Genomic DNA, 22,982 nt, shown 5'->3' on the forward strand with positions numbered 1-22,982 from the left:
AAAAGGAAAGAGAGGCAACCCTATGAACGCCGATCGACTGGATGACGCACCCGTGACCGCGGAGCGGCAGCTCCCGCCGAGTCTCTACGACACGCTGGCCGAGGCCGTCGACTTCGCCGACGTTCCGGGCAGGACGACGACCATGTCGGTCGAGACGACGGACAATGACCCCTTCACCTTCAGCTGACGGGGCATGCGCTGTGGCACGGGCGGTGAACGAATCCTGCGGCCCGGCGGGCCGCCTTCACGCCGGCCCACGCACCCCAGTGGTGATCATCGGTGAGGAATCCGACCCCCACGTACGTGAGGTGGCGGATCGCATCTCCTCGCTCCGCCCGTTGGTCGTCCTCGACGCAGCCGGTGTCCAGCGCATCCCGTTCGTGGTCTCCGCAACTCGCCTCGGCGTGGAGACCACGAACGGTCACGGAGCCGCCCACCTCCAGGACGCCCACCGCGGCTGGATCCGGCGCCCCGCGCCGGCCGACTGGGACGTAGGGATGAGATGGGGAAGCAAACAGGCCGCGGTGCAGGGCGCGTGGCGAACGCTGCTGGTGTCGCTGCTGCGCAACCCCGCCTGCGAGTGGCTGACGTCCCTGGACGCGTTGCTCGCCGCCGAGAACAAGATCGTGCAGTGCCGGACCGCCACTGGGGCAGGTATCGACGTGCCCCCGCTGATAGTCACCAACGACCCGTCCGAGGTGTCGTCTCTGCCGGGGCATCTCGTCGCCAAACCCCTCGGCCCCCCGCAGTACTGGCTCGAGCAGGGCGATCCCCGGATCGTCTTCGCGGCCCCAGTAGACACGCAAGACCCGTCGGTCGCAGAACTCCTGGCGGGCGCACCATTCATTCTGCAAGAACGCGTCAGGGCCGTACGACATCTGCGGGTCGTGACGGTGCGCGATGAGGCCTGGGCCTTCCAGATCCCGGCAGAAGGCATCCCCCTGGACTGGCGCAGGAGCGCCGCCGCGCACACATCGTGGCGGCCGTTGAAGGCACCAGACATCGAACAACGGGCAGTCGACCTGTCGGCAGCAATGTCCGTCAGGTACTCCAGCCAGGACTGGATCGAGACAGCAAGTGGCACGTACTTCATCGATCTCAATCCCGGCGGGCAGTGGCTCTTTCTGCCCGATCCCGAGGCGTCACAGATATCCGCGGCGATCGCCCACTGGCTGCAGGGCTGAAAACCCCGCGCGCGGATCAGTCGCTCAGTCCGCTGACCGCCGGCTCGCCTCAGCCGCCAAGTGGGGGAGGAGTCACGACCTGGTCGCCGTGGTGTCCGCGGCGTCACAGATGCGCACGTCTGTCGTCCAGCGCCGCGTGCGTATAGATCTCAAGCCTGCTCGTCTGGGAGTCAGTAGGGATCCCAGTGACGGTGCGGCCGCCTGGTGATGGTGTTGAAGCGTAGCCCGCGGGGGCCGTCGATGCCCGCTTGGGGAAGGTCGATGATCCAGTCCAGGACGTCGTCTGCGAGCAAGTCCGGATCATCGAGGTCGGTGAGTAAGAGCTCGGCGCCGCGCTGGTCGTAGGGGGCGGGAAGGGAAAGGCCGGCGGCGATGGCGTTCTCGACGATGTGGCGGCAGACGGTGTGCCAGCGTCCCTGGCCCCACCAGGAGTCTGTGTAGCTGGTGGAGCCTGCGATGGTCATGAGGATGAGGGTGGTGTGGGGGCCGAGGAGCTTGTGGTCTGTGTCCCTCCAGCGGTCGAGTTCAGCGGTGACGGTGTCGGCGACCTCTGCCCAGCCGTTGCCGAACAGGGAGTGGATGGTGGTGCCGTCTGGCAGGGCCATTGCGGGTCCATGAGTGCGGTCTCGATACCGTCCCAGTCGATGCCCTCTTCGGGTCCACATGTTGCCGGGCGACGCGTGTGACCGCGATGTTCGTACGCGCCATCAACACGTCCGTGTACAGGTGGTGGTCCTCGACGGCGGTGTTGTTGCGCCAGCACCATGCGGCCACTCCCAGCGCTGCGGCCTTTGGCACGACGTCGGGTGCGCCATCGCGGCCGACCATGCCTACCACCATCTCCAGGAAGGTGCTCAGCCAGCGGTTCTCGCTGACTTCCCGGAAGATGTCGGGCAGCGGAAGTTGCCGGTAGCCGGCCGCCGGGGTGAAGATGCGCTGGATCCGCCGCAGTTCGAAGTCCTGCTGAGCGTAGTGCGGGGCGGAGTCAGCGACGCGGACGTGCGTGGCATCGAGCAGACCCGCCCGGCCGCGGCGTGCTCCACGGCACTCACCGCGGCCGGACCTGAGGCCGTGACGTCGATCTCCAGCTGGTCATCGAGCAAGGTGTAGGAGTCGGGGTGATCCCCCGTGACGTCGTCGAATGGCTGCAGGGCCAGTACTCCCTCGTGCGGTCAGTACTCGGCCGTCACGCATCCGTCACCACGCCAGAGATCGGAGTACGGCAGCGCTCCCGCCTGCGGATCGAACTCGCTGTCCCACACCTCGGGCAGCTCGAAACCCGCCCACTCCATGGGGAGCAGCAGCTCGTGAAGCCGATCCACGATGTCGAGCCATTCCTGCTCGGACGGCACGTTCTTAGGTCTGTTGGTTGTGGCACTGGAAGCTGTCGGTGACGTCATGGGCTCAGCGTAGATTCGGTCACTGACAGGCCCTGGGCGTCTCCGGCGTTCCGCTCGCTGTAGATGGTGGCACTGCTCAGTAAACGTATGGCGCGCTCTCGACGGGGTCGTCGGGTGCGGCGATTCTCCACTCCTCGCCGTCGATCTCGACGAACGGAGCGTCGCCGTCGCCGGGGTGCCGGCGGGCCACCCTGACGCTGACCCACTCGCCTTTGTTTGGCTGAGGCAGCCCGAGTGCTGTAGCGATCCGTGGTTGGTTCCCTTGATGTCCCAGCAGGAGGATGCCTTCAGCCAGAAGGTTCCTGCGGGCCTCGCGCACGCGTCTCGGGCTGTCCGGGTCCATCGCCACGGTGCGTATGGCGGAGCGGTCGAGCAGTCGCCCCTGCACGGCCCGGAAGAGGTTGTTCGTGCGGCCCTGGGCGTGGTCCGCGGCCGCATCGTCCGTGGGCGAGAAGACCTGCGCCAAAGTGGGCTGGTCGAGGTGGAGCAACGCGTTCTCCGGCAGCGTGTCGTCCTCGAAGAGCCAATGGATGGCGCTCCTGCCGGCGACCGACAAAGTCGTCTTCCCGTCCCGGTTCGAGTTGAGGCGATTGAGATGTTCGGGTGCAACGGCTAGCACCCCCAGGCTACATCGGGACTCGCTGTCGCTGGCACGTACCAGCAGGCACACGCGCCCGACGTGCTCCGGCCCCAGCATCCACGTGGAGGTCCAGGTGAAGCGCAGCGGTACGTGGCGCAGGCGGCTGTCGGCGTTGCGTTTATTGAGCCCCCAGGCTTGCCAGAGGAAGTGCTCGACCCTGCTCCCCAAGTACGTCTTCTCGGCTTTGTTCAGCTTGGCGAGGTCGTAGCGGCCGGTCCTCTCGCCGTCCAGCACGCTGTCGAAGGCTGCTCGCAGCGAAGAAGCTGTGCGCCGCTGGAGGCCCGGGACCGCGTTCAAGAAGGTGATGACCTCCTCGGCGCTCGCGCTGTCCTTCCGGCGTAGTGGGGCAGGTACGGCCTGCGCCGCCGGGGTCTCGCGTGGAACGGGGACGACTGCTGCGGGCGGTTGTGGCGCGCTGGTGAAGGAAGTGCCGGATTTTCCGACGGTGCGCTTGGGTAGGGGCGTATTCACGGGTGTCTCCCGGCTGCCTGCAGCGAGCAGTTCGCGGGCCTTCGTGAGCTTCTTCTCGGCCCGCTCAGCTCTGCTCCGCAGCCGTTCCATCTTCTTGTGCAGCGTGTTGATCTCGGCCAGAGCGTCGACCAGTTGCCGGTCCGTTGCAGTCGGCTGCTTGCGCGGGGTACCCCCGGCGGTGGCAGCGGCGCTCCGGGCGTCGGCCAGGAGCTCCGTGACCCGCGCCGTAACGTGCTGCCGGCGATCCCCCTCCGTGCACGTGGAGATGATGGCGTGGATCAGGTGCGGCTCGTTCTGCAGGCCTATGCCTCTGAGTCGCTTCGACAGCGTCTGGTACCCGCGGGGCAGCGGACCCTCCCGGTGCTCGGCCCTGAGCTTCTCCGCCAAGCCGCGCAGCCCTGTTCCGCTTTCATCGATCACCTCGCGAAGCAGCAGAACGATGCTGCTCATGGGAGGGCTCAGATCTTCGATCGGTGCCCACGGGTGCCCCCGCCTCCGCCCGCCACCCACGGCTCCCCCTTGATTTGATCACCTCAGTATGGCATTTGATTCACTCGATCAAAAGATCAAACTTCCTCGCTGACCATCCCGCCCGGCAAGCTGGCCATGTCGCCAAAACCCCAGTACGTGAAGGAAAGTTGATGCGTCAGACCTACGTGAACCTCTATGCCCTCGCCCTCATCGTTGCGGCGGCAGTGGTTTTGATCGCCCTGGGACTTCCCTCCGAGCAGATCATCGCCGTCAGCACGGCTGCAGGAGTCCTGTACACGGCCTGGCATCAGGCAAACAGCCGGCAGCCGACGCGCGGAGAGGAAGGCGCCGACGCTGGAGACGGGCAGCGGGATCCGTCCTAGAAGGGCCTGAGTGTCAGTGTGGATGCGGACCCTGTGCGGGCCCTGCACTGACCGCCGAGCAGATGCCACAGGGTGGTTACACCGAGACCGCCGCCGCCGTCTGGTGCCGCCGGAGACACTGTGGCTGCGCGTGAAGCAGCTGGCCGGAACATGCAGGTGTGCCCCTGCGGCTGGACGTTTTGAACCCTGCCCTGCTGCTCTGTTGCGCGCCCGCAGCGGTCGGAGCAGGGGGACGGATTGCGTCGAACAGCTTCACACTGTCGGGCATGACTATGGAACCGGTTGCCCTGCCGATCGTCGACGCGGATGTCCGTGCGACCTGGCCCCGGCCCCTCGCTGACCTCGTCGACCGGCTCGTCGACGATGCCTGCCACACGGGGCACGCTCCGGAGTACTACCAGGACCTCGACATCCTGTCGCTCGAGAACGCCGTTCTCGAGCACCTCGAAGGGCATCTCGTCCGGGCCCGCCACAGCACTCGCCTTCTGGACCATGAGAAGGATGCAATCCGCGCTCAGGGGCTGCGGCTACTCAATGCCGGACTCGTCAACGACCGTCTGGACCAGGCCCACGACCTCGGTCACCTGACGGACGCGGAGTACGAGACTCTGCGGTCGGTGAACGAGACGGTCCCCGAGCATCGCGGCTGGGGCAGACGTGAGGACCAAGTGTGCCTGACCATGTCAATCGCGCCCATGACCTACAACATCGGTGGAATCCACCGGCTACTGACCTACTGGGGCGGCGAAGCCATCTACTGGCAGCACTGCGAAGGGCGCCCCCAGTCTTGCCGCGAAGCTCCGGAGCCTGGGGACGCCGGTGGTCGTCACCGCGCTCCTCGACCTCAGCGCCCCCGGACCAGTGACTCACAGCGTCTTCCCCTCGGTGGTCCACGTGTTCGTCGGCAAGGCCCTCGGCCACGAAACGGCTGACGCTGACATCTTCTACAAGGCACCGATCCCTCCCCAGAGGATCGAGTCCGTCGTATCCCCCGGCGACGCCGACTACGACCGGTTCTCCGAACTGCCACGCAGCTAATTGACCGAAGCCGCGCCCGAGCCCCTGCTCGTGGACCCGATCCGCGAACTCGCCGTCAGCGGACGACCGCTACCAACGCAGTACGGACCGGGCAGTGGCGACTGTCCAGTCTGCCGCCTAAGCGTTCTCATGACATCTGCAGCAGCCTCAACAAACATGCGGTACTCCAGGTCAGAGGCGTGTTCTCTAGCACCTGATGCCTCTCAGCGTTTCTGCAGGACCGCAGCCCGGAAGGATGGCCCTACCTCAACCTGGGTGAGAACTCACAGTGGTCAGGCGCTGGGGGCGAGGACGATTCCATGAGCAGTCTCCGGGCAATGCGCAGCAGGCCAGGGGCGGACGCATCACCGATTCTCTCAGCCCTCCCCCATCGTCACCGCCTGTCCCACAGGACACGTGCGGCTTTTGGGATGCCAGCGCGTTGTCAGGGAGTCTGTGCGGCGGGTGTCGGCGGCTGGGAGGGCACGGTCTGCGCGGCAGCGGGGGCGGTCTGCGCGGCCAGTTTGCGGTATCCCGTGGCTGTGATGGTGTGCCACGAGAGGTAGAAGCCGACAGCAGCCAGGGTCCCCAGGACGGTTGCCGTGGCAAGGAGCAGGAATCGGTGCTCAACGGGATACCGCCACAGCGCGAGATCGGTCGCCACGGTGAGCAGGATGCTGTTGAACATCCAGCCGCGGCAGATCCTCAGACGGGATCGCGCATAGTCGGCCCGGGCAGCCAGGGCCGGAATCCCGGTGAGTGTGAGGCGTGCCTGGGCGTAGGCGCTGGAGGTGGGAAAGGACTGAGTGCGCAAGCGGCGACGGACGGGGGCGAGAACGGTGTCGGCGGCTCGGTCGATCAGGATGCCCAGGGCGTAGGCGAACGCGAGAGCTGCGCCGGCTGCGAGGGGAGTGCCGGCCACAGGCGCCAACTGGCGGCTGTTGTCGGGGCCGGCGATAGCCGCGGCCAGAACGCCGAGGCCGGTGAGGAAGCCGATGCCGACGACCAGTACTTCGACGAACATGGCGGTGGCGGCCACGACAGCAGAGGGTTCGGGCTGCGGCGGTCGGGTCACAGATGGACTCCCCAGATCTCTGCCATGTCTTTGAGCATGGTCTCGGGCAGATGGTCTTCCCAGATGCCCCGCAGGAGCATTTTGACAGTGCTGAGACGCTCGAAGATGATCAGGCTTTCGGGCTGGCTGGCAAGTACGTAGCGGCCGTGGCGTAAGAAGTGGTCACTGGTGGGCCCGTAATCTTCGTAGGCGCGTTCGAGGTCTTCGCGCCGCTGCTCGGCGAACTGGGCTAGGCGGTCACCGTAGTTCGGCTCCCCGTCGATGGTGCGCAGAAGAACGTCCACGACGTCCTCCGACAGGTCGCGCCGGTGATGATGGTCGGTGAAGGTGCGGTAGATGTGTTCTGCTTCGGCCAGAAGACGATTGCTGTGGGTGAAATCGGGGTGCTGTGCCAAGGCGTCTACCCCCCGTTCGACCTCGAGGTCATACAGTTCGACCAGGGCGATCAAACGGTACAGCGAGCGTCTGACATCGGGGGGTACGGCGGTGGCGCCTGTTTTGTACATGAGCTTGTGGGACATACGAGCCCACAAGTCCGTTGCCTCGGTGCGGATCTGGATCTCGCACTCATAGGGGTATCCGTCGTCGCCCGTCTGGTCGCCGTAGGCCTGCACCTGGACGTGCAGACGGGGGTATTGCAGGCGGTCCTCGTCGCCGGGTGCGTCGCGGTTGTCCTCCGGTTTGCCGACGAGGGTCAGACACTCCTTGACAAGGCCGAGAGCGGGGTCCAGTAGTCCCCGGTGTTGGACGACGATGCGGACGCCCGCCTTGTCGGTGATCTGGGCCCAGGGGTCGGTGTACCGCTTGTGGTGGGCCTTGGTGACGAAGCTGCCGACTTCCTTCGCCCGGTGGGAGACTTCGCACATGATGCGGGCCCGGGCGGCACGCCGCCAGAGGTGTGCCGCGGTGAGCTGGGCTGCCTTCTCGATGCGTGGCCGCTCCACGCGGTAGCGATGGAAGGCTTCGTTGACGGCATTCACGCGCTCGGAGTGTCCGGTGCTGCGCTGCCGTCTGCCGACCGGGCATCCTTCTTGCGCCGACCGCCGGCGTAGCTGCGCGTCGAGGTGATGACGCCGTCGATGGTGACGGTCGAGGTTCCGTCGTCGTGGTCTTCGACGGTGATGTCCTCCCGGACGGTCTCCACGGGGGCGACGATGAAGATGCCGCTGTCGAAGCCAAGACGGAGCTGGTTGAGGCGGTTGTCGATGTCTGCGGTGTCCTTGTCGAACACCCTGACCGGCACGTTGTGGCCGCTGAGGAACTCGAGGAAGCTGTCCTGGTCGTAGAGGTCGAGATGGTCTGCCGCGAACCCGGTGGGATCCAGCGTGGGCGAGGCTCTCTGCAGCTCGACCAGCACGGCCATGAGGTAGCGGATACGCCGGTCCGCGACTGCGTGGTTGTCGACCCAGTCGACAGCAGCGTTATGGAAGCCCTTAGTGAGTTCACGGGGGTCCTTCTTCTGCCGGCACCCTAGGAACGCCTGCAGGAAGAACGTCGCGATGGCTTTGTTCGAGCCGGACAGCTGTTTGTCGGCCGCCCATCCCTCCAGGCCGGCCTCGGTGATGCCAGCGGCGGAGAACAAGGCCGCTTTGTACACCTTGTTGTTCTCCGTCATCAGCAGATCGGCGAAGTAGCGCATGTCGAACGTGCGCAGACCGTCGATGACGGTCTCCTTCGCCTGCATCCCCGCTTCCTGCTCCAGTTTGACCATCAGGAGGGCTCGCTCTCCGGCGAGCCGGGCGGAGGCAACCAAGAGGAGACCTGAGGGGTTGTTGCCCGTCTGGCTGTTCCACAGCAGATGTGCCAGGTCACCGGACACGTCGACGAGGTCGCGCTTGTGCGTCAAGTACTCGTGGACGTAGTCCGGAAGTGCGGACTTCGCCTCAGGCTCCTCGACGATCTCGCGGCCCAACGAGGCAAGGAAGCCGCGGAAGTTGGCCTGAAGCGCGGTGCGCACGTCGTCGGTCAGCTGGCACACCGCTTCGCTGAGCTGGACCTCCGGCTGCACCGGATCCGACCGCCTGTGCTGTGGCACCAGGTGAAAAATGGCTTCTTCGACAACAAGCTGAGCGAAATCGCCCGACATTCGCACCCCACACGTGATTGAGCGGACGCTCATCCGCTGAGCATCATCAGCACCCAGGTGACGCCCGGCGGTCGGAGCCGGCGCGCGTCCGTAGCGTCTCTCAGCGTGAACGCTTGCCGCAGGGCGGGATGCTGAGCACATGTCAGGAGACTGCTGCGGCAAGCGTAACGCTCCGTGCACGATGCGTATGCCGTTTGGCTGACAGAAGGGTGATGTTCTTGTTGCAACGGCTCAATCCAGTCATCTGCAAACGGGCGGCTCATCGCGGAGCGAAGTCGTTTGCCTCTCCGGCGACTCCGGATCCGGATGGTGCGCGTCCCCCCGAAGGAGCCGGGTCAGGATGGCGTCGTGTTCCTGATAGACGTTGCGGCCACCGGCAAGAAGCGTCTCGCCCACCTCCGTGTTGGCGTAGGAGTCGGGCAGCGCTTCGAGGGGAACCGCGGAAGGGCTGATCGCCGCCTCCTGCGCAGTGGCCGCGTCCATTGCCACGAGTTCGGCGCCGTACAGCTGCTGCACGACGGATGCGATCTGCAGGCCCGCGCTGTCGAGATCCCCTGCGTAGCGCAGGGGCACGCCCTGGTCCGCCGCGAGTTGCAGGAGCGTGTGGTCGACGGCCCGCAGCTGTCCGCTGGTGCAGGCCAGCGACGCGCTGCCGGCACAGGCGAGGGCTGCTTCCAGAACGGAGGGATTCTCCACAACGGTAAGCGGCTGGGGCGCCAGCAGGGGCGGGGTGAGCGTGAGGTCGAGGAGGGTGAGGGCTACGGGTGCGGTCGATTCTCTGAGGCGCCGGTCGATCGGCCCGTCGCCCAGGGCGTTGACACGGTAGAGCAGCACGGTGGCCGAGAGCCGGTCCGCGATGACGCCGTGTCGGGCCAGCATGGCGCGTATGTGGTCGGGGCGGGTGGGTTCTGGCTGGCTGGCGAGCTCGGCAACGGCCGTGACGAGGCGCTGGCCGGGAAGCGTTCCGAGGTCGAAATAGTGCGGGTCTCCGGTGTGGTCGTGGGCGAGTTTGGCCAGCGCACGCGGGGGCTTGTAGGGCAGCTCGCGTGTCAGCGACGCGAGGGCGTCGATGAGTCGGCGCATCCCGGCGGCTGCGGTGTCTTCGAGTCCGGCGGATTTGAGCCGGGCCTGGAGCATCGGCAGATGCGGAAGCTGGGTCGCGGCGTAGTCCCACAACTCCTCGCGCAGCACGGCCGACTTGAGCCGGTCGGCCCTGCGGTTGACGACTTGGCGCCCCACCACGCGCTCGACGAGCGGTTGCAGTTGCTCCGTGGAGAGGCCAAGCGCACCCAGGAGGGCGCGCAGCGGCACCTTGACGCCGCCGGGTGTATGGGGGACGGAGGTGCGGCCGCGGCGGCGCTGGGCGGGAGTGTCGAGCCAGGACCGCAAGGCGGCTACCGCGCCCGGGGAGAGGGCGGGCACGGTGACGGTGGCGATGTCGGCCGGGGCCTTGCCTGCGCTGAGGCGGTCGTGGACGGCGTGCCACAGCGGGGCGAGGTCGGGGTCCTCAGCGATGAGGTTCAGATCTGCCGTCACAGCGTGTCCTGGGGCTGAGGGGCTGTCAGGTCGAGGCTGAGGGGCTGGGGTTCGCCGTGACCCTGCCACAGCCAGGGCACCGTGACGCGGTGGCGGCCGGTGGTGACGACCTGGTGGATCACGGCGTGCCGTGTCTCCTTCTTGATCAGTGGGGTCATGAAGGGGGCGGTGGCCAGGACGTCGAAGTCCCAGGAGCGCAGCAGGGCGAGGACTTGGCGCAGGTTGGGGTCGTCGAAGGCGGCGTCGATCTCGTCGATGGACAGCAGGCGTGGTCCTTGGTAGCCGGTGGCGGAGTACATCGACCAGGCGGCGGCCAGCAGCGGCAGCATGGTGGCCAGGCGCCGTTCGCCGGTGGAGAGGGCTTCCAGCGGGTTGGAGCGGGCGGTGACTTCGCGGAATTTCTCCTTGCCGGCGGCTTCGAAGGAGGCGTGGGTGACGGAGATCTTCCAGTCGTGCCAGGCGCGGTAGTCGAAGGTGTGGGCGACGCGGTCGGGCCACGGTTCGCCGGCCTTTTCGTTCATGCGCTGGCGCAGCACGTCATACATCTGCTCGAAGGTGTCGTCGGACGGCGGCTGTTCAATGAGGTGCACCATGCGCTGGGCGTCCGGGTCGTCGCGGACGCCCCAGTCGACCTGGACTCCGACGTCGGCGACGCCGGTGCGGACGCCTTTGAGGGTGGTGTAGATCTTGCCGACGAGGTCCCAGGCTGCTTCCCGGCGCAGTTGGATGTCGCGCTGCAGTCGGGTGAACAGGCTTGTTTTGAGGGTCTGTTTGACGTCGGCGCGCAGGTCGTCCTCGAGCTGGGCGGCGGTGGCGTTGAGAGCTTGGACGGTGGTGTGGACGTCTTCGCCGCGCACGGCGGCGGGGTCGGCGACGACGGCGCGCCGCCAGGGGGTGTCTTCGATGCTGACGAGGGTGACCTGCCGGTCGAAGCGGGCCAGAGCGGTACTGGCGGTGCGGGCGCTGGTTTCCAGTGCGGTCAGGTGGCGGTCGCGCAGCCGGGTCAGGGCAGCTTGGCGGTCGGTGCCGCCTGCGGCGTCGGCGAGCAGGCGCCTGGCCCAGGTGAGTCCGGCGGTGAGGTGGGCGGGGCGGCCGGTGGTGTCGGTGGGCACGTCGTCGGGGACGGTGGCGAGGTGTTCGCCCACCAGCCGGCCGAGCCGGCGCAGGCAAGCGTCGCGTTTGTCCTCGGCAGCCTGGCGCAGCGGGGTGATGGTCTCCAGAGTGGCCCGTGCGGCGCTGGCGGCCTGGCCGGCGGTCTCCTGTCGGCTGCGCAGGGCCTCGGCGTTGCCTTCGGCTCGCTTCAGCGCCTCGGCGGTGGTCTCACGGTGTGTGATGAGCTCTTCGTACTCGGCTCCGTACAGGGCGCGCATCTCGGTGACGGAGGCGGCTTCTTCCTTGGCGTTCAGCAGCGCCTTGTCGGCCTCCTGCCGGGCGAGGGTGCGGCGCTGTCGGCGGGTGTCGGCCTGCTGCCGGTCGTCGTCGGCGCGCTTGAAGAGGTCGGTGACACGGCGCGCCGCGTTGTCCCATGTCTGGATGTGTCCGGTCAGCTGGTTGACGGCTGCCTGGTGGGTCTCCAGACGGTGCGGCTCGGTGGGCAGGAGGCTGCCGTCGGGCAGAGCCGCGGCCCGGTTGAGGGTGCGCAGTGCTTCGCTGACGGCTTTGCCGGCCTCCTGGTGGCGGTGGGTGGCTTTGAGGACGTCCGTGCGGGCCTGGGTCAGCTCCTGTTCGGCCATGTCCTCGGCCTGCTGAGCAGTCTGGACCACGTCGATCGCGTGGCGGGGGAAGGCGGCTTGTTCTGCGTCGGCGGCTTTCTGGGCAGCGGCGGCGTTCGCCTGTGCCTGCTCGCTGTGCCGGGCCGCGGCCATCTGCTCCGTGCAGATGGCCTGCGCGTCCTCGGCCGCGGCGGCGGCCTGGGTTTGGGCCTGGTGGGCGTGCTGGTGTTCGCGTGCGGCGGCCTCTACGCGGGCGGTGCGCGCGGACGCGGCGGCGTCCAGAGCGGCCAGGGTGCTCTGCAGGGCCAGGCGGGCATCGGCCAGGAGTTGTGCGGTGCGGTGCTCGGCGGCGTCGGCGGCCTGGCGCTGGCGGGCGACGTGGTCGCGGGCGTTCAGGAGTCGGGTGGCCGGGGGGACGCTGTCGCGCTCTGTGTCCGCGGCTGCGATGTCCTGGCGGCGGCGGGTCAGTTCGTCCTGTGCGCCGTCGAGGAGGTCGCGGGCCGCTGCCAGGTCTTGTTCGAGGCGTGCTACGCGTTCTTGGCGCGCCCTCTCCCGGGTGGTTTGGCCGATGAAGGCCGCCTGGTAGCCGTCGGGGGCGCTGGCGGTGAGGACCCCGTGGGCCAGTCGGCCTGCGGCCACGTCACTGCCGGGGGCGTCCACGGGAATGGCGGCGAGGACTTCGCGCACCCGGTCGGTGCCTGGGGCGGGTTCGGCTTCGACGACCAGCACATCGGCCAGCGTGCGTCCTGGCGCCGGCGCTCCGGGAGTGAAGGTGAGGTCGCCGTTGGCGAGGCGGCCGTCGGGGGCGACCAGGGCGTCGAGGAGACCTGCCACGAGGAGGGCGCCCTCGAGGCGGTCCGCTTCCGAGGCGGGCAGGCCGGGGGTGAAGTCGACCAGGGCCCACAGGGGGACGCCGTCCTCGGGGGTGCGGGTGCGCCAGGTGGGTGCCGGAGGTATCGGTGCGGCCTGGCGGCTTTCTTCCAGCTCGCTTTCGACGGCAGCCACTTGTTCGGCCGCGGCCTCTACCTGCTGGCCGGCGGCATCCGCACGGCGCTGCAGACGCACCGTGGCCTGGGCGTGCGCGCGGGCAACGGTGAGTTCGAGGTCGGCGGGCTGCAGGGCATCGAGCTGGGCTGCCGGCGATGACCGGTCGGGCAGGGGAAGGTCGGTGGTGGCCAGGTGCACCAGCCGGCTGCGCCAGGAGTGGATCTCGCCGGTCCAGTCACCGGCCTCCCGGACGGCTGCGGATGCGGCGTCGCTGAGGGCTTGGCCGGCCTCGTCGAGTTCGGCCTGGGCAGTGCTCTGGGCCTGCTGGTGAGCCTGGTGGGCGCCCATGCGCCGGCGTTCGTCGGCCTCGCTCTCGTCGTCCGCCTGCTGCTGAGCGGTTTGATACGCGGCGGCGGCCTCGGCCGTGGTGTCCTGTGCGGCGGTGTGATCCGCGCGGGCCTCATCTGCGCGGCGGGCCGCGGCCTGGGCGAGTGCGGCATCGGTGGCCGCGGCCAGCTGATGGCCGGGCAGGTCGATCCGTGTCCGGGCCGCAGCGGCTGCGGAGGCCAGCCAGGTGGTCAGACGGCCGGTGTCGGTACGGTCGGCGCTGTCCTGGCCGGGGCCGATCAGCTCGGCCGCCACGGGGCCGAGCTGGGGCGCGTCTTCCTGCCAGGTCTCCAGGCAGGCGGCCAGCTCTTCCTCGGCGTGCCGACGGCCGGTAGTGGCATCGCGGGCCGCGTCGCGGCGGTTGTCTTCCTGCTCCTCGGCGCTGCGTCGTTCGGCTGCCGCATCGCTCTGGGTGCCCTGGGTGTGCTGGTGCTTGCCCAGGGCACGGTCGACGGCCTGGATCTGGCGGATGCGGTCTTCCGTCCAGGACAGGGGGTGGCTGCACAGCCACTGGGTGTCGAGGGCCGTATCGGCGCCGGAGCGGGCCGCGGTCAGGGCTGCGGATGCGGCGAGAAGGTTCTCGAAGGCGGCTTCGGCCCCCAGGTCGGTGACGCCGGCGCGCAGGTCATCCGCGAGTCCTGCGAGGTGCTGCTGCGCGGCCTGGGCGGCGCTGGAGCTGTGGTCGGCTTTCTGGGCCGCTTCGTCGGCGTCGGCGCCTGCTACGTCGGCCCGTTCGGCGGCGGCTTCGGCTCCGGCGGCAAGGTCGCGGGCGCGTTCCTCCTTGTGCGGCAATTCAGCTCCGGCATGGTCGCGCAGCAGCAGCTCGTCTGCGGCCAGGCGGCCCTTGAGCTCGGAGATCTCGGTCTGGGTGTGCGCCTGCTGCCGGCCGGCGTCCTCGTAAGCCGTCTCGGCGGCGTCGAGTTCGTCGGTGGCTTCCCTGGTGCGGCGGGCCTGGTTGTCGAAGTCGGTGTTGGCCGCGGTCAGGGCTGCGGCTTCGGCCTGGGCGACCGTGTGGAGGTAGCGGTGGTAGTTGCGGTCGGTGCTCTCCAGCAGTTTGGCTTCCTGGCGGGTGCGCTGCAGTTTGCTTTCGAGTTCGGCGATGCGCTCCATCGCCTCGGCGATCAGGGTGAGGTTCTCGGTGTCGAGGGCGGGCAGGGCGTCGGTGAGGACCTGGCGCATCCGGGTGGCAGAAATGGCTTCGGCGGTGCGCAGGCTGCGCAGGACGGCGAGCAGTGCTTCGAACTGGACCTCGTTGAGCGGGGCGAACAGACGGGTGCGGATGGCCTGCCGGTAGGAGCGCTCGTCCTGGAGGGTGACCTGGGTGAGGGAGCCGCGCAGGGCCTTGGAGTCGGCGAACAGCTCGCCGTGGCAGTCGGCCAGTTGCCCGGCAAGAGCGTCCAGGCGTACGGGTTCGCGGTCCTTTTCGAGGGTCAGCTCGCTGCCCACCCGTCCGGGGGCGATGAAGAATGCCCGGTGCAGGTGTCCTCCGGTGGCCCTCAGCCACAGGCCGGTGGTCAGGAATTCGGTGTGACCGCTGGCGGCGTCGCGCAGCCCGTACTCGAGCCACCAGATGCCGACGCGGTCTTCCCGGTCGTTCCAGTCGGTGTGCCGGCTGGTGAGGGTTCCTGCGGCCTTCCCGGACACCGACAGGGCGGTCTGGGAGGTGTCGGCGTCCAGCAGGACAGTGATCAGCATGGAGGCGGTGAGGGATTTGCCGGATCCGTTGGGGCCGACCAGGGCGAGCCAGCCGTCGGAGAACCAGAGCTGTTCGTCGGCCCAGGCCCACGAGTTGACGATCCCGGCGCGGGTGGGCTGCCAGCGGCCGTCCGCACCGGGCACGCCCAGCGCCAGTTCGCCGGCGGCAGCCGGGACCAGATGCTGGGCGGGGTGTTCAGTGATACTCATCCTTCGTCTCCTTGGCGGGCATCGTGCGAGCGGTCCGGCTCAGCCGTGGGTTCGGCCAGGGCCTGCTGCTCGAACCGGGGCGGGGCAGCAGGCGATATGTCGGGGCGGGCCGCGGCCGGGGCACTCTGGTGGACGCGGACGCGCCACAGATGCACGCCGGGGGTGGGCTGCCACTGGTCGGGCATCTCGGGGTCGGGGGTGAGCAGTCCGACGCTGGTGAGTTCGGCGGCTGCGGCGCGGGCCAGCGCTGATATGCGGTCGTAGGAGGCGGCCCAGCGGGGCTGGCTGTGCCGCACGCGCGTGAACAGGTCGGTGACTTCGGTGAGCGTCAGAGCCGCGGTGGGATCGTCGCGGCCCGGGAGGGTTGCCAGCAGGGCGAGGGCCGCCTGGCGTTCCATGCGGCGGCCGTTGGGGAAGTCGATGCCGCTGGCCTGGCCGGTGGGATCGGTGGTCTGCCACCAGTCGCGGCGCACGGTGGCGGCAAGGCCCAGGGCGGCGGTGACGTTGAGGGCGCGTTCGCGTCCGGTCAGGGTGTGCAGGTATGCGGTGGTGTCGGTGTCGTCGTCGAGCGGGTCGGTGGCGGGGTCGTCGACCAGACGGCGGATGACCCTCAGACGCCGCTGTTCCAGCGTGGGTGGCGCATCCGCCCCTTCGAGGGTGTGGTCCATGAGGGACTCGGCCGACAGGGCTGCGGCGTGCTGCTGGGGAGGCAGGTCGTTCAGTTCCAGCAGGGTGGGCGACAGCGAGGAGAACTTGGCGGCGAGGCGGTCGCGGGAGGCAGTGACGACGAGATCGCCGTCGTCGTCGGCCAGGGCACGGTCCAGGTCGGCGTCGACGGTGACGGTGCCCTCGGCGACGAGGAGTTTGAGGGCATCGGCCAGGCTCTGCCGGTGCTCGCGGGCCTCCTTCTTGCTCACCTCCTGCGAGGCCACGACGGGGAAGCGGGGCAGCCGTCCCTCGGGGGCCTCGGCGGCGCAGACCTGGGCGATGGCCTGCAGGAGTTCCCGCAGGCTCATGCGCGGGCGGCGCCACAGCTGCTCGCAGGCCAGACAGACCAGGATCATCACGGTGGCGGACGCCAGCGGACGCCGCTCGCGTGACAGCAGCGGCCCGCGGTCGGCGGGGGCGTCGATGCGGCGCTTGTGGAGGCGGATAAGGCCTGCGACCTCGTGGACTTCCAGGGTCCAGTTCAGTTCGGTGCGGAAGAACTCCGCCAGTGCCTGATGGGCTTTGACGGCCGTCCGGTATTCCTCGGGATCGCTCTCCGCTCTCAGACGGCCGGTTGCGACGAGCCGGCGGGCGCTCTCCCGCAGGTCGGCGGCGAGCAGAAGGTCCTCGTTCATGCCACGCTCCAGGTCTGTTCGGCCCGGGCCGCGGGCGGATTGTGCACGGCGGTGCTCTGGCCCAGCGGGGTAACGGAGACCCTCAGGTCGGGTCCGGACAAGCGGCCTTCGGCGAGTGCGACCGTGACCGTCGTCTGCGGCCGGCCGGGCCGCACGGTCACCTGCAGGCCTGCGTCATCGACCTCGGCCCGCCCGCAGCCGGCCTCGGGGTCGTACTGGCTGAGTGCGACCTCAACAGCGTTGAGCAGGACGACGGCCGCGTCCGACGGCAGCCCGGCGAAGTGCTCGAGGCCGACCTCGCCTTCAGTGGCCAGCAACCCGGTCAGGTGGCGGCGGCGTCTCGCGGCGGCCTGCGCTTCGGCCTGGGCGGCGGCACGGCTGGCGGTGGTGTCGGGCACCTTGCGGGGCCGGCCGGTGGAAGGGCCGTGCCGTTCGTGTTCCCGCAAGGTCACCTCGACGTGATGGCGACTGGTGCCGGCCCGGGCAGCCGTGCCGTGGGCGACGTCCTCCTCACCGGTGCGGATGACGGCGTGCCAGGCAGGCCAGTCCCCGAACGCCGCCGCGTACACCCGGCGCGCATCGATGTCGTCCGGCTGACGGTGCAGGCTGTAGGCCAGAGCCCTGAAATCGACGCCGAGGTCGCTGCCGCGCCGGCGGGCCATGTAGCGGCGGTCGATGGCGACCAGCAGCGTGTGGACGGCGCCGCTGGCCGAGCTGATCAGCCGGTGCACGGTGCCGTCCGGCTTGAACCAGGCCTCCAGGTCGGCCAGGCGGCGGACCCGCTCGTCGATCCAGTGCTGCTGATCGGCCGCATCCACCAGCCCGGCATGCTCGGACGCCGCCTCAACCGCCCGGGAGAAGCCGGCCTCACGCAGTTCGGCCAGCGCTGTCTCCACCCGCGGCAGGCCCCGCCCGTATTCGCGGGGAAACTGGCGCAGCGCCTCGACGACCCGGTCCCGGTTCTCGCCGAACACCTCGTTGTCGGTGACGTCGGACTGCACCATCTTCGCCAGCGCCGCATAGAAGTCGGCGGTGACCCGCTGCAGTTCATCGATGCGGGTGCGGACATCCTCGAGATCACCCGGCAGCAGACCATGGTCGCCGCCCAGATGCTCGAGGATGTCCCGCAGCGTGCGCCCCACGCCGTCCAGCAGACGGCTGGGCAGCTGCAGGGCGCGCACCACATCAACGACTGCTGCGCGAACCGCAGCAACGACCCCCCGCCCCCGGCGAGTCAGCGCCCATGCTTCCTGCCGCACCACCAAGCCCTGGAAACTGCGCACCGGGGCCGCGTAATCACGAAACGGTTCGGCAAAGCCCCACTTCGCCAACTGGTCCAGCGAGTTACGCAACTCGGGCTCAGGCAGCGGATCATGGTAGCCAACGGTCTTCACCTGTGTGGCAATGTCGGACAGCGTCGACATCGGCCCGCGGGTGGACAGCTCCTCCAAGGCGGCCAGCAGCGCCAGGTACCGTTCGCGCACCAGGTCCTCGGGCATCCCGAACACGTACCAGTCCCCCGGTACGACCTCCTGCCACCACATCCGCGGTCTCGACACGCCTATGCCCCCTCGCCGACACCCCGCCCGCCTAACGGGCGAGTCCTCCCCCAACCGAAAACTCCCGCGTCGATCCGCTCCGCGGGAGCTTCCACAACGCATTTGAAGCTATCCACCGCCACTGACAACGACACCGAAATCCCTTGCGCGCGAGACGATTTCGGCAAGATCGTTTAACGTCGCACTGACTCATTCCGGATTGTTGGGCTATGAGACAGGTGCCACAGAGCGGGTGGACGGGCACCCGGCTACGCTTCCCTGGAATCGCGCGCTTGACCTTCGGAAGCATCCATCTGACCTGCAACGTTCGGTCGTGCCGAAGGATTCGGCATCAGCGGGAACCACCCAGGAAGGGCCACGATAGAAGCCCGCGCCAGGGCATTCCACCTCCGTAAGAGTCAATAAGAAATAGGCCAATCCATCCCCGAATCGTGATCACCGAGAACAGGGAACGCCAGTTCTATTTGATTCGGGAAATCGACCTCGGATGTGCTGTGAACCAGGCAAACATCGAGCCGGAACGCCTCGGTGCCTCGCTCGTATCCGGCAAACTGCCGCGATGCACTTGGCAATGAACTCCTGGGGGCGTCTTGCTGAGCCCGGCTCCCCCGTCGCTTCGGAGCGGATCATGCCGCTGCTGGCTGTGGGGTGCGCTGGATGTGGCCCTCGGGATGGTCGTGAATCCAGGACAAGCCGCCGAGGTCGAGCCGCTCCCGGGTACGGGTGACGGCGACGTAGGCGAGACGAGCTTCGCCGTCGTCGATCGGGCCGGGAATCGGGCGGCCGTTCGCGTCCTGCTGGTCGGTGGCCTTGGGCGGGGTGAAGTCGTCGGCAATTCTGACGGTCCCCCATTCACGGCCCTTGGCGCGGTGGGCGGTAGAGACGGTGATGTCGGCCTGGGCTTCAGGGGTGAGTTGGTCGACTGCGGTGAGGATGGCATCCGGGCCGTGCTGGTCGATGAGGTCGACGAACGGCTTCAGGTCACCGCCGGCGGGGTCGTGTTCGGCGTAGTCCTGCAGTTCTCCCCAGGAAGGGAAGAGGAGCAGTTCCGGGTGCCAGGCGCGGCGTCCTTCCTTAAGGTCGCGGGCAGCGGTGGCCAGGGCACGCAGGCCCTCCCCTCCCCCGGCCAGCCCGACGCGATAACCGGCGCCGAGGTGTGCCATCACTTCCGTCATGGCTCCGATATTGGTCCGGCACAGCACCGCATCGGGACGATCGACCGAGGCAAGTGAGGTGGGGACCGCCTCGGTCCCGGTCAGGCGGATCGGCGCGTCGACGATCGCCAGCCACCGGTTGGCTTCCTCTGCGAGTCGGGGGCCGAAGCGGAAGGACTGCGACAGGGTCAGGGCGTGGCCGTCGAAGCCGGTCATGACGTCGCGGGCGCCGCGCCATCCGTAGATGGCCTGGGCGGAGTCGCCGACCATCACCGGTTGGGCGTGGGCGCGTTGGGCGGTGAAGACCTGTTCGAGGACGGGGTTGGTGTCCTGGGCCTCGTCGAGGAGAAGGAAATCAGCGTCGATCGTCGGGTCGGTGAGGGACCAGATCTTCAGGTAGTGGTCGTGGTCGAAGCGGACCACACCGTCGTCGGGGTGCTGGAGGTCGGCCCAGGCCTTTTGGGCGAACGGCAGGATCACATAGGCGAGTTGGGCATGGAGGTCCGGGTCCTCGAGGCCGCGCAGGCGCGGGACGTGATGGCGGGTGAGGGTGCGGTCGGCGGAGTGGCAGTAGCGGGTCACCGTGCGCAGCACGGCGTGGGACAGGGCCTTGTGCGTCACGTCGCGTTCCCCGATGCGGACGGATTTTGAAATGCCTAGGGCCATGCCGGTCTTCCAGCCGGCCTGGCGTGGGCCGTTCAGGCGGCGGACATATCGGTGGCCGATCGCGGCGTAGGCGAGGGAGTGGGCGGTCTTGCAAGCCACGGTGGCAGGGAAGCGGGCGGCGGCATCCTGGGCGATGGCCTTGTTGAAGGCGATGTAGCGGCCTCGACGCCGGGTGGCCGAGGCCAGCAGCACAAGCGTGCTGGTCTTGCCGGTCCCGGCTCCTGCCTGGAGAGCCAGATGGTCGCCGGCGCGGAAGACGTCGGCGGCTGCGGTCTGTTCGTCAGTCGGATTCAGCACAGTCACGTTCCAGCGGGGGTGGGGGCGAGGGCGCGCCCGGCGGCGGCCAGGAGCCGGGCGGGGGTGGTGCGGGCGAGCAGCACCTGCAGGGCGTGGTCGAGGTGTTCGGCTTCCTGACGGGCGTGGCGGGCCAGCGCACGGTGGATGCTCTGCTCGACGAAGGCGCTGGGCGATTGGCCCGCCTGTTTGGCGGCGCGGCGGATGACGCTGTCGGTGTCCGGGCTGAAGTCGACGGCGAGCGTGACGCAGTGGTCGGCGTCCGGGTAGTGGGTGGCCACGACATCCACCGGCAGCAGGCCGGCGAGTCGGTGGTGAACGCGGCTCAGGGCCCGGTCCGGGTTCTTGGCCTTCGCCAGGGTCATCAGGCGCGTGCGGTCGTGGTTGGCGGCGAGCGGCATGACGCGGACGGCACGCGCGAGTTCGGCTCGCGTAGCTTGCCGGGTCAGGGTGATCTCAAGGGCATGGTGTCGCACCGCTCACCCCCTCCGCGGCGAACAGGAACACCGGCGTGCGGGCGACGGCCGGCGGCGTGGGGCGGGCACGGCGAGCGCCGTCTCGGCGATGACACCGGCTCCCGCGGTTGCCACACCCTGGAGCGCTGTTCTCATGCCTGCTCCTGGCGGCGGTGCTTGACGGGCAGGGGCAGGCGGGCGTGGATGTGCTGGTGGTGGAGCAGCGGGTCGAAGACCTCCCAGTCCGCCAGGGCCAGGTCCGCGGCCTGGGGCGCGGTGGCGTGGGCGGTGCAGCGTTGGGTGCGCCAGCGCAGCTGCTCCGTGTACGGCAGGCGGGTGAGGTCGTATACGGCCATGTCGGCTGCGGGCAGGGCCAGTTGCCCGCGGGCGGCGGTGGCGAGCATGAGCAACCAGACACCTGCGGGGCCCTCGGCGGCGAGGACGGGGTGGGGGCAGCGGTGGCGCCGGCGGGTCTGGGCGACGCATTGAATGAACCCGCAGGGAACGCAGGCGCCAGGGCGTCGTGGTGGTGCCGTCCCAGCGGCGGCCGGACGCGGTGGTAAGAGAGCACATGGCCGCGAAGGTGACAGGCGACGCGACGCTAACACGGCGCCCGCGCGGTCAAGGTCCCGCGAACGGCCCAGTTCATTGAAACGGATGCGCGATCAGTCGCACGTGTGCGTGAGTTCGGTGACCAGATCGGGTGATCTGTCGACAGCGGTGCAGCCGGGGCTAGTCGGCGGCCTCCGCGGGAGGCGCGTGACCGTCGCAGAGGGTGGCGAAAAGGTGGTCGACCGGCACATTGAGGGCGTGGGCGAGGGCGTGCCAGGTCTTGAGGGATCCGATCGTGCGGCCCTGCTCGATCTCGATGAGGGTGCGCCTGGCCAGGCCGCTGCGGCGGGCCAGTTCGTCATAGGTCCAGCCGCGCTCGCTCCTCAGCCGCGCCAGCTCCAGACGCAACGCGGCGAGGTTCGGGTCGGGCGGGAAGATCGTCACCCCACCATCCGACGGTGCAGACCCCTGCCCTGTCAGTGCAGACCTCTGCCCTATTTCCGCAGGTGACCACCCCAGCGGCAGGGCAGAGGTCTGCACTACGGTGCGGCCAAGACCCTCGCTCCCCATCGAGGAGAGCGGAAAGCGGAGCGGCCCTGCGCCGACGTCAGGAGGAACGCGCGCCCCATGAGGCTGTGCACCATGCACCCACCGGTGCCCCGCACCTGGACCGTGGAACTGCGCCCCCACCGCGGCGGACCAGTGCTCTACTGCCCCCGCTGCTCCCCCGGCGGCCAGGCCTTGCAGGCAACCTCGGCACGGCCCGCAGCCCTGGCGCATCTGGCCCGGCACGCCCGCAGCGACACCCTCCCCGCCCACCTGCGCATCTGCCAGTGCCACGAACGCGGTTGCCGCTGGCACCCCCGCCACCGCGGCTGCGCCGGGCCGATCCGGCTCGTCCTCACCCGCGAACACGGCGGCCGTACCTGGCGCCTGGCCGACATCTGCGCCTCCTGCGCCGCCGCCACCCCCCACGCAGCCGTCGTCCCCGACACCGCCCTCACTGCCCCGTCGACGCAGCGTCTGCCCGAGGGCGGTCCCGGCTCCGGCCGCATGAAGCGCGCCAGGCGACGACGTGGTCCATCCGAGCAGGTCCGCGTCCAGGACGTGCTCAGCTACCTCGCCTCCGCGCTTCCGGTCGGCATCTGCCCCGAAGCCCGGCTGTTGGCCGTTCAGTGCGCCCTGCGTGCCGACAACCACGGCCAGGTACGGCTACCCTCCGGACTCCTGCGCAGCATGCGCCTGAACCACAACCCCACGCCCTGGCACGAACTGGAACGCCACCGCTGGCTCCACCTTGCGCCGCAGCAGAGCACCATCTGCCCACACGACCAAACCCTCACCGCCCAGCTGGTCGACACTCTGAACCGGGCACCCGGCAGGCCCGACCGCCACCGAGCCGCCGACTGGGCACTACGCGCCACATCAAGCCCACCCCTGAGGGGTCTGCCAGCCAACGCGCGACTGACCGCACTGGCACTGGCAGCACACCAATCCCCCGGCCATGCACGAACCAGCATGGAAACCGATCGCCTGCTCCGCGCAAGCGGCCTCGATTCCTCCGGCCTCGGCACACTGCTCAATCAGCTCGCCACGGCCGGGACGATCAAAGCGTGGGCCTGCGATCCCCACACCGAAGAACTCCACTGGACCCCCTCGCGCCCCGCAGTACGCCCTGTTAAGTGAGGCCTCACCCCCATACTGT

The 22,982-nt window shown here is 68.9% G+C and carries 20 protein-coding genes; 6 read left to right on the top strand and 14 right to left on the bottom strand.

Annotated features, from left to right (window positions below; genetic code table 11):
• Window positions 1–22 precede the first annotated feature (22 nt).
• A complete protein-coding gene (locus OG966_RS00330) occupies window positions 23–187 on the top strand; it encodes a hypothetical protein (protein ID WP_326647251.1) in 165 nt (54 codons plus the stop codon).
• Window positions 188–308: 121 nt separating this feature from the next.
• Window positions 309–1,184 carry an ATP-grasp domain-containing protein gene (locus tag OG966_RS00335; protein WP_326647252.1) on the top strand — a complete coding sequence of 292 codons (876 nt, stop codon included), beginning with the start codon at window positions 309–311 and terminating at the stop codon, window positions 1,182–1,184.
• Window positions 1,185–1,354: 170 nt separating this feature from the next.
• Here OG966_RS00335 and OG966_RS00340 read toward each other — a convergent pair whose 3' ends face one another.
• Window positions 1,355–1,789, bottom strand: a complete 435-nt coding sequence (locus tag OG966_RS00340) for a hypothetical protein (RefSeq protein ID WP_326647253.1) — start codon at window positions 1,787–1,789, stop codon at window positions 1,355–1,357.
• A gap of 121 nt (window positions 1,790–1,910) precedes the next feature.
• On the opposite strand from OG966_RS00340, the gene OG966_RS00345 reads away from it, so the two are divergent.
• On the top strand, window positions 1,911–2,294 hold the full coding sequence (locus OG966_RS00345) for a hypothetical protein (protein WP_326647254.1): 384 nt from the start codon (window positions 1,911–1,913) through the stop codon (window positions 2,292–2,294).
• Window positions 2,295–2,356: 62 nt separating this feature from the next.
• Here the strand turns inward: OG966_RS00345 and OG966_RS00350 are convergent, their stop codons facing one another.
• Window positions 2,357–2,584, bottom strand: a complete 228-nt coding sequence (locus tag OG966_RS00350) for a hypothetical protein (RefSeq protein ID WP_326647255.1) — start codon at window positions 2,582–2,584, stop codon at window positions 2,357–2,359.
• Between the two features lie 76 nt (window positions 2,585–2,660).
• The gene (locus OG966_RS00355) at window positions 2,661–4,145 is read right to left on the bottom strand and encodes a NaeI family type II restriction endonuclease (RefSeq protein ID WP_326647256.1); all 1,485 of its coding nucleotides are present in this window, start codon (window positions 4,143–4,145) and stop codon (window positions 2,661–2,663) included.
• A gap of 191 nt (window positions 4,146–4,336) precedes the next feature.
• Here OG966_RS00355 and OG966_RS00360 point away from each other — a divergent pair, with 191 nt between their 5' ends.
• Together OG966_RS00360 and OG966_RS00365 are read left to right on the top strand one after the other, a co-directional pair.
• On the top strand, window positions 4,337–4,549 hold the full coding sequence (locus OG966_RS00360) for a hypothetical protein (protein WP_326647257.1): 213 nt from the start codon (window positions 4,337–4,339) through the stop codon (window positions 4,547–4,549).
• Between the two features lie 266 nt (window positions 4,550–4,815).
• The gene (locus OG966_RS00365) at window positions 4,816–5,481 is read left to right on the top strand and encodes a hypothetical protein (protein WP_326647258.1); all 666 of its coding nucleotides are present in this window, start codon (window positions 4,816–4,818) and stop codon (window positions 5,479–5,481) included.
• Window positions 5,482–6,011: 530 nt separating this feature from the next.
• On the opposite strand, the gene OG966_RS00370 is transcribed toward OG966_RS00365, so the two are convergent.
• The 11 genes from OG966_RS00370 to OG966_RS00420 form a co-directional block, all read right to left on the bottom strand.
• On the bottom strand, window positions 6,012–6,641 hold the full coding sequence (locus OG966_RS00370; RefSeq protein ID WP_326647259.1) for a hypothetical protein: 630 nt from the start codon (window positions 6,639–6,641) through the stop codon (window positions 6,012–6,014).
• Complete coding sequence (locus OG966_RS00375; RefSeq protein WP_326647260.1) at window positions 6,638–7,621, bottom strand: RelA/SpoT domain-containing protein; 984 nt, start codon at window positions 7,619–7,621, stop codon at window positions 6,638–6,640. The genes OG966_RS00370 and OG966_RS00375 overlap by 4 nt, the downstream gene beginning before the upstream one ends.
• Window positions 7,618–8,889: a nucleoid-associated protein gene (locus OG966_RS00380; protein ID WP_326647261.1), complete on the bottom strand. Its 1,272-nt coding sequence runs from the start codon at window positions 8,887–8,889 to the stop codon at window positions 7,618–7,620. The genes OG966_RS00375 and OG966_RS00380 overlap by 4 nt, the downstream gene beginning before the upstream one ends.
• A 78-nt stretch (window positions 8,890–8,967) precedes the next feature.
• On the bottom strand, window positions 8,968–10,263 hold the full coding sequence (locus OG966_RS00385) for a DUF2399 domain-containing protein (protein ID WP_326647262.1): 1,296 nt from the start codon (window positions 10,261–10,263) through the stop codon (window positions 8,968–8,970).
• Window positions 10,260–15,254 (bottom strand): SbcC/MukB-like Walker B domain-containing protein, encoded by a 4,995-nt coding sequence (locus OG966_RS00390; RefSeq protein ID WP_326647263.1) that lies wholly within the window; start codon window positions 15,252–15,254, stop codon window positions 10,260–10,262. Before OG966_RS00390 ends, OG966_RS00385 begins: the two co-directional genes overlap by 4 nt.
• The gene (locus OG966_RS00395; protein ID WP_326647264.1) at window positions 15,251–16,597 is read right to left on the bottom strand and encodes a DUF2398 family protein; all 1,347 of its coding nucleotides are present in this window, start codon (window positions 16,595–16,597) and stop codon (window positions 15,251–15,253) included. The genes OG966_RS00390 and OG966_RS00395 overlap by 4 nt, the downstream gene beginning before the upstream one ends.
• Window positions 16,594–18,096, bottom strand: a complete 1,503-nt coding sequence (locus OG966_RS00400) for a DUF2397 family protein (RefSeq protein WP_326647265.1) — start codon at window positions 18,094–18,096, stop codon at window positions 16,594–16,596. The genes OG966_RS00395 and OG966_RS00400 overlap by 4 nt, the downstream gene beginning before the upstream one ends.
• 686 nt (window positions 18,097–18,782) lie before the next feature.
• Window positions 18,783–20,270, bottom strand: a complete 1,488-nt coding sequence (locus OG966_RS00405) for a UvrD-helicase domain-containing protein (RefSeq protein ID WP_326655028.1) — start codon at window positions 20,268–20,270, stop codon at window positions 18,783–18,785.
• Window positions 20,271–20,275: 5 nt separating this feature from the next.
• Complete coding sequence (locus OG966_RS00410) at window positions 20,276–20,746, bottom strand: hypothetical protein (protein WP_326647266.1); 471 nt, start codon at window positions 20,744–20,746, stop codon at window positions 20,276–20,278.
• A gap of 131 nt (window positions 20,747–20,877) precedes the next feature.
• Window positions 20,878–21,129: a hypothetical protein gene (locus OG966_RS00415; RefSeq protein WP_326647267.1), complete on the bottom strand. Its 252-nt coding sequence runs from the start codon at window positions 21,127–21,129 to the stop codon at window positions 20,878–20,880.
• 328 nt (window positions 21,130–21,457) lie between these two features.
• On the bottom strand, window positions 21,458–21,721 hold the full coding sequence (locus OG966_RS00420) for a helix-turn-helix transcriptional regulator (protein ID WP_326647268.1): 264 nt from the start codon (window positions 21,719–21,721) through the stop codon (window positions 21,458–21,460).
• A 198-nt stretch (window positions 21,722–21,919) separates the two neighbouring features.
• On the opposite strand from OG966_RS00420, the gene OG966_RS00425 reads away from it, so the two are divergent.
• Window positions 21,920–22,963 carry a hypothetical protein gene (locus tag OG966_RS00425; RefSeq protein ID WP_326647269.1) on the top strand — a complete coding sequence of 348 codons (1,044 nt, stop codon included), beginning with the start codon at window positions 21,920–21,922 and terminating at the stop codon, window positions 22,961–22,963.
• Window positions 22,964–22,982: the final 19 nt, after the last annotated feature.

It is taken from the genome of Streptomyces sp. NBC_01750, from assembly GCF_035918095.1.
In the GTDB taxonomy this organism is placed as follows: Bacteria; Actinomycetota; Actinomycetes; order Streptomycetales; family Streptomycetaceae; genus Streptomyces.

Coding starts and splice junctions, on each gene's coding strand:
- OG966_RS00330 (WP_326647251.1), top strand. CDS start 23: ATGAACGCCGATCGACTGGATGACGCACCCGTGACCGCGGAGCGGCAG.
- OG966_RS00340 (WP_326647253.1), bottom strand. CDS start 1,789: ATGGCCCTGCCAGACGGCACCACCATCCACTCCCTGTTCGGCAACGGC.
- OG966_RS00350 (WP_326647255.1), bottom strand. CDS start 2,584: ATGACGTCACCGACAGCTTCCAGTGCCACAACCAACAGACCTAAGAAC.
- OG966_RS00355 (WP_326647256.1), bottom strand. CDS start 4,145: ATGAGCAGCATCGTTCTGCTGCTTCGCGAGGTGATCGATGAAAGCGGA.
- OG966_RS00360 (WP_326647257.1), top strand. CDS start 4,337: ATGCGTCAGACCTACGTGAACCTCTATGCCCTCGCCCTCATCGTTGCG.
- OG966_RS00365 (WP_326647258.1), top strand. CDS start 4,816: ATGACTATGGAACCGGTTGCCCTGCCGATCGTCGACGCGGATGTCCGT.
- OG966_RS00390 (WP_326647263.1), bottom strand. CDS start 15,254: ATGAGTATCACTGAACACCCCGCCCAGCATCTGGTCCCGGCTGCCGCC.
- OG966_RS00395 (WP_326647264.1), bottom strand. CDS start 16,597: ATGAACGAGGACCTTCTGCTCGCCGCCGACCTGCGGGAGAGCGCCCGC.
- OG966_RS00400 (WP_326647265.1), bottom strand. CDS start 18,096: ATGCCCGAGGACCTGGTGCGCGAACGGTACCTGGCGCTGCTGGCCGCC.
- OG966_RS00415 (WP_326647267.1), bottom strand. CDS start 21,129: ATGCTCGCCACCGCCGCCCGCGGGCAACTGGCCCTGCCCGCAGCCGAC.
- OG966_RS00425 (WP_326647269.1), top strand. CDS start 21,920: ATGCACCCACCGGTGCCCCGCACCTGGACCGTGGAACTGCGCCCCCAC.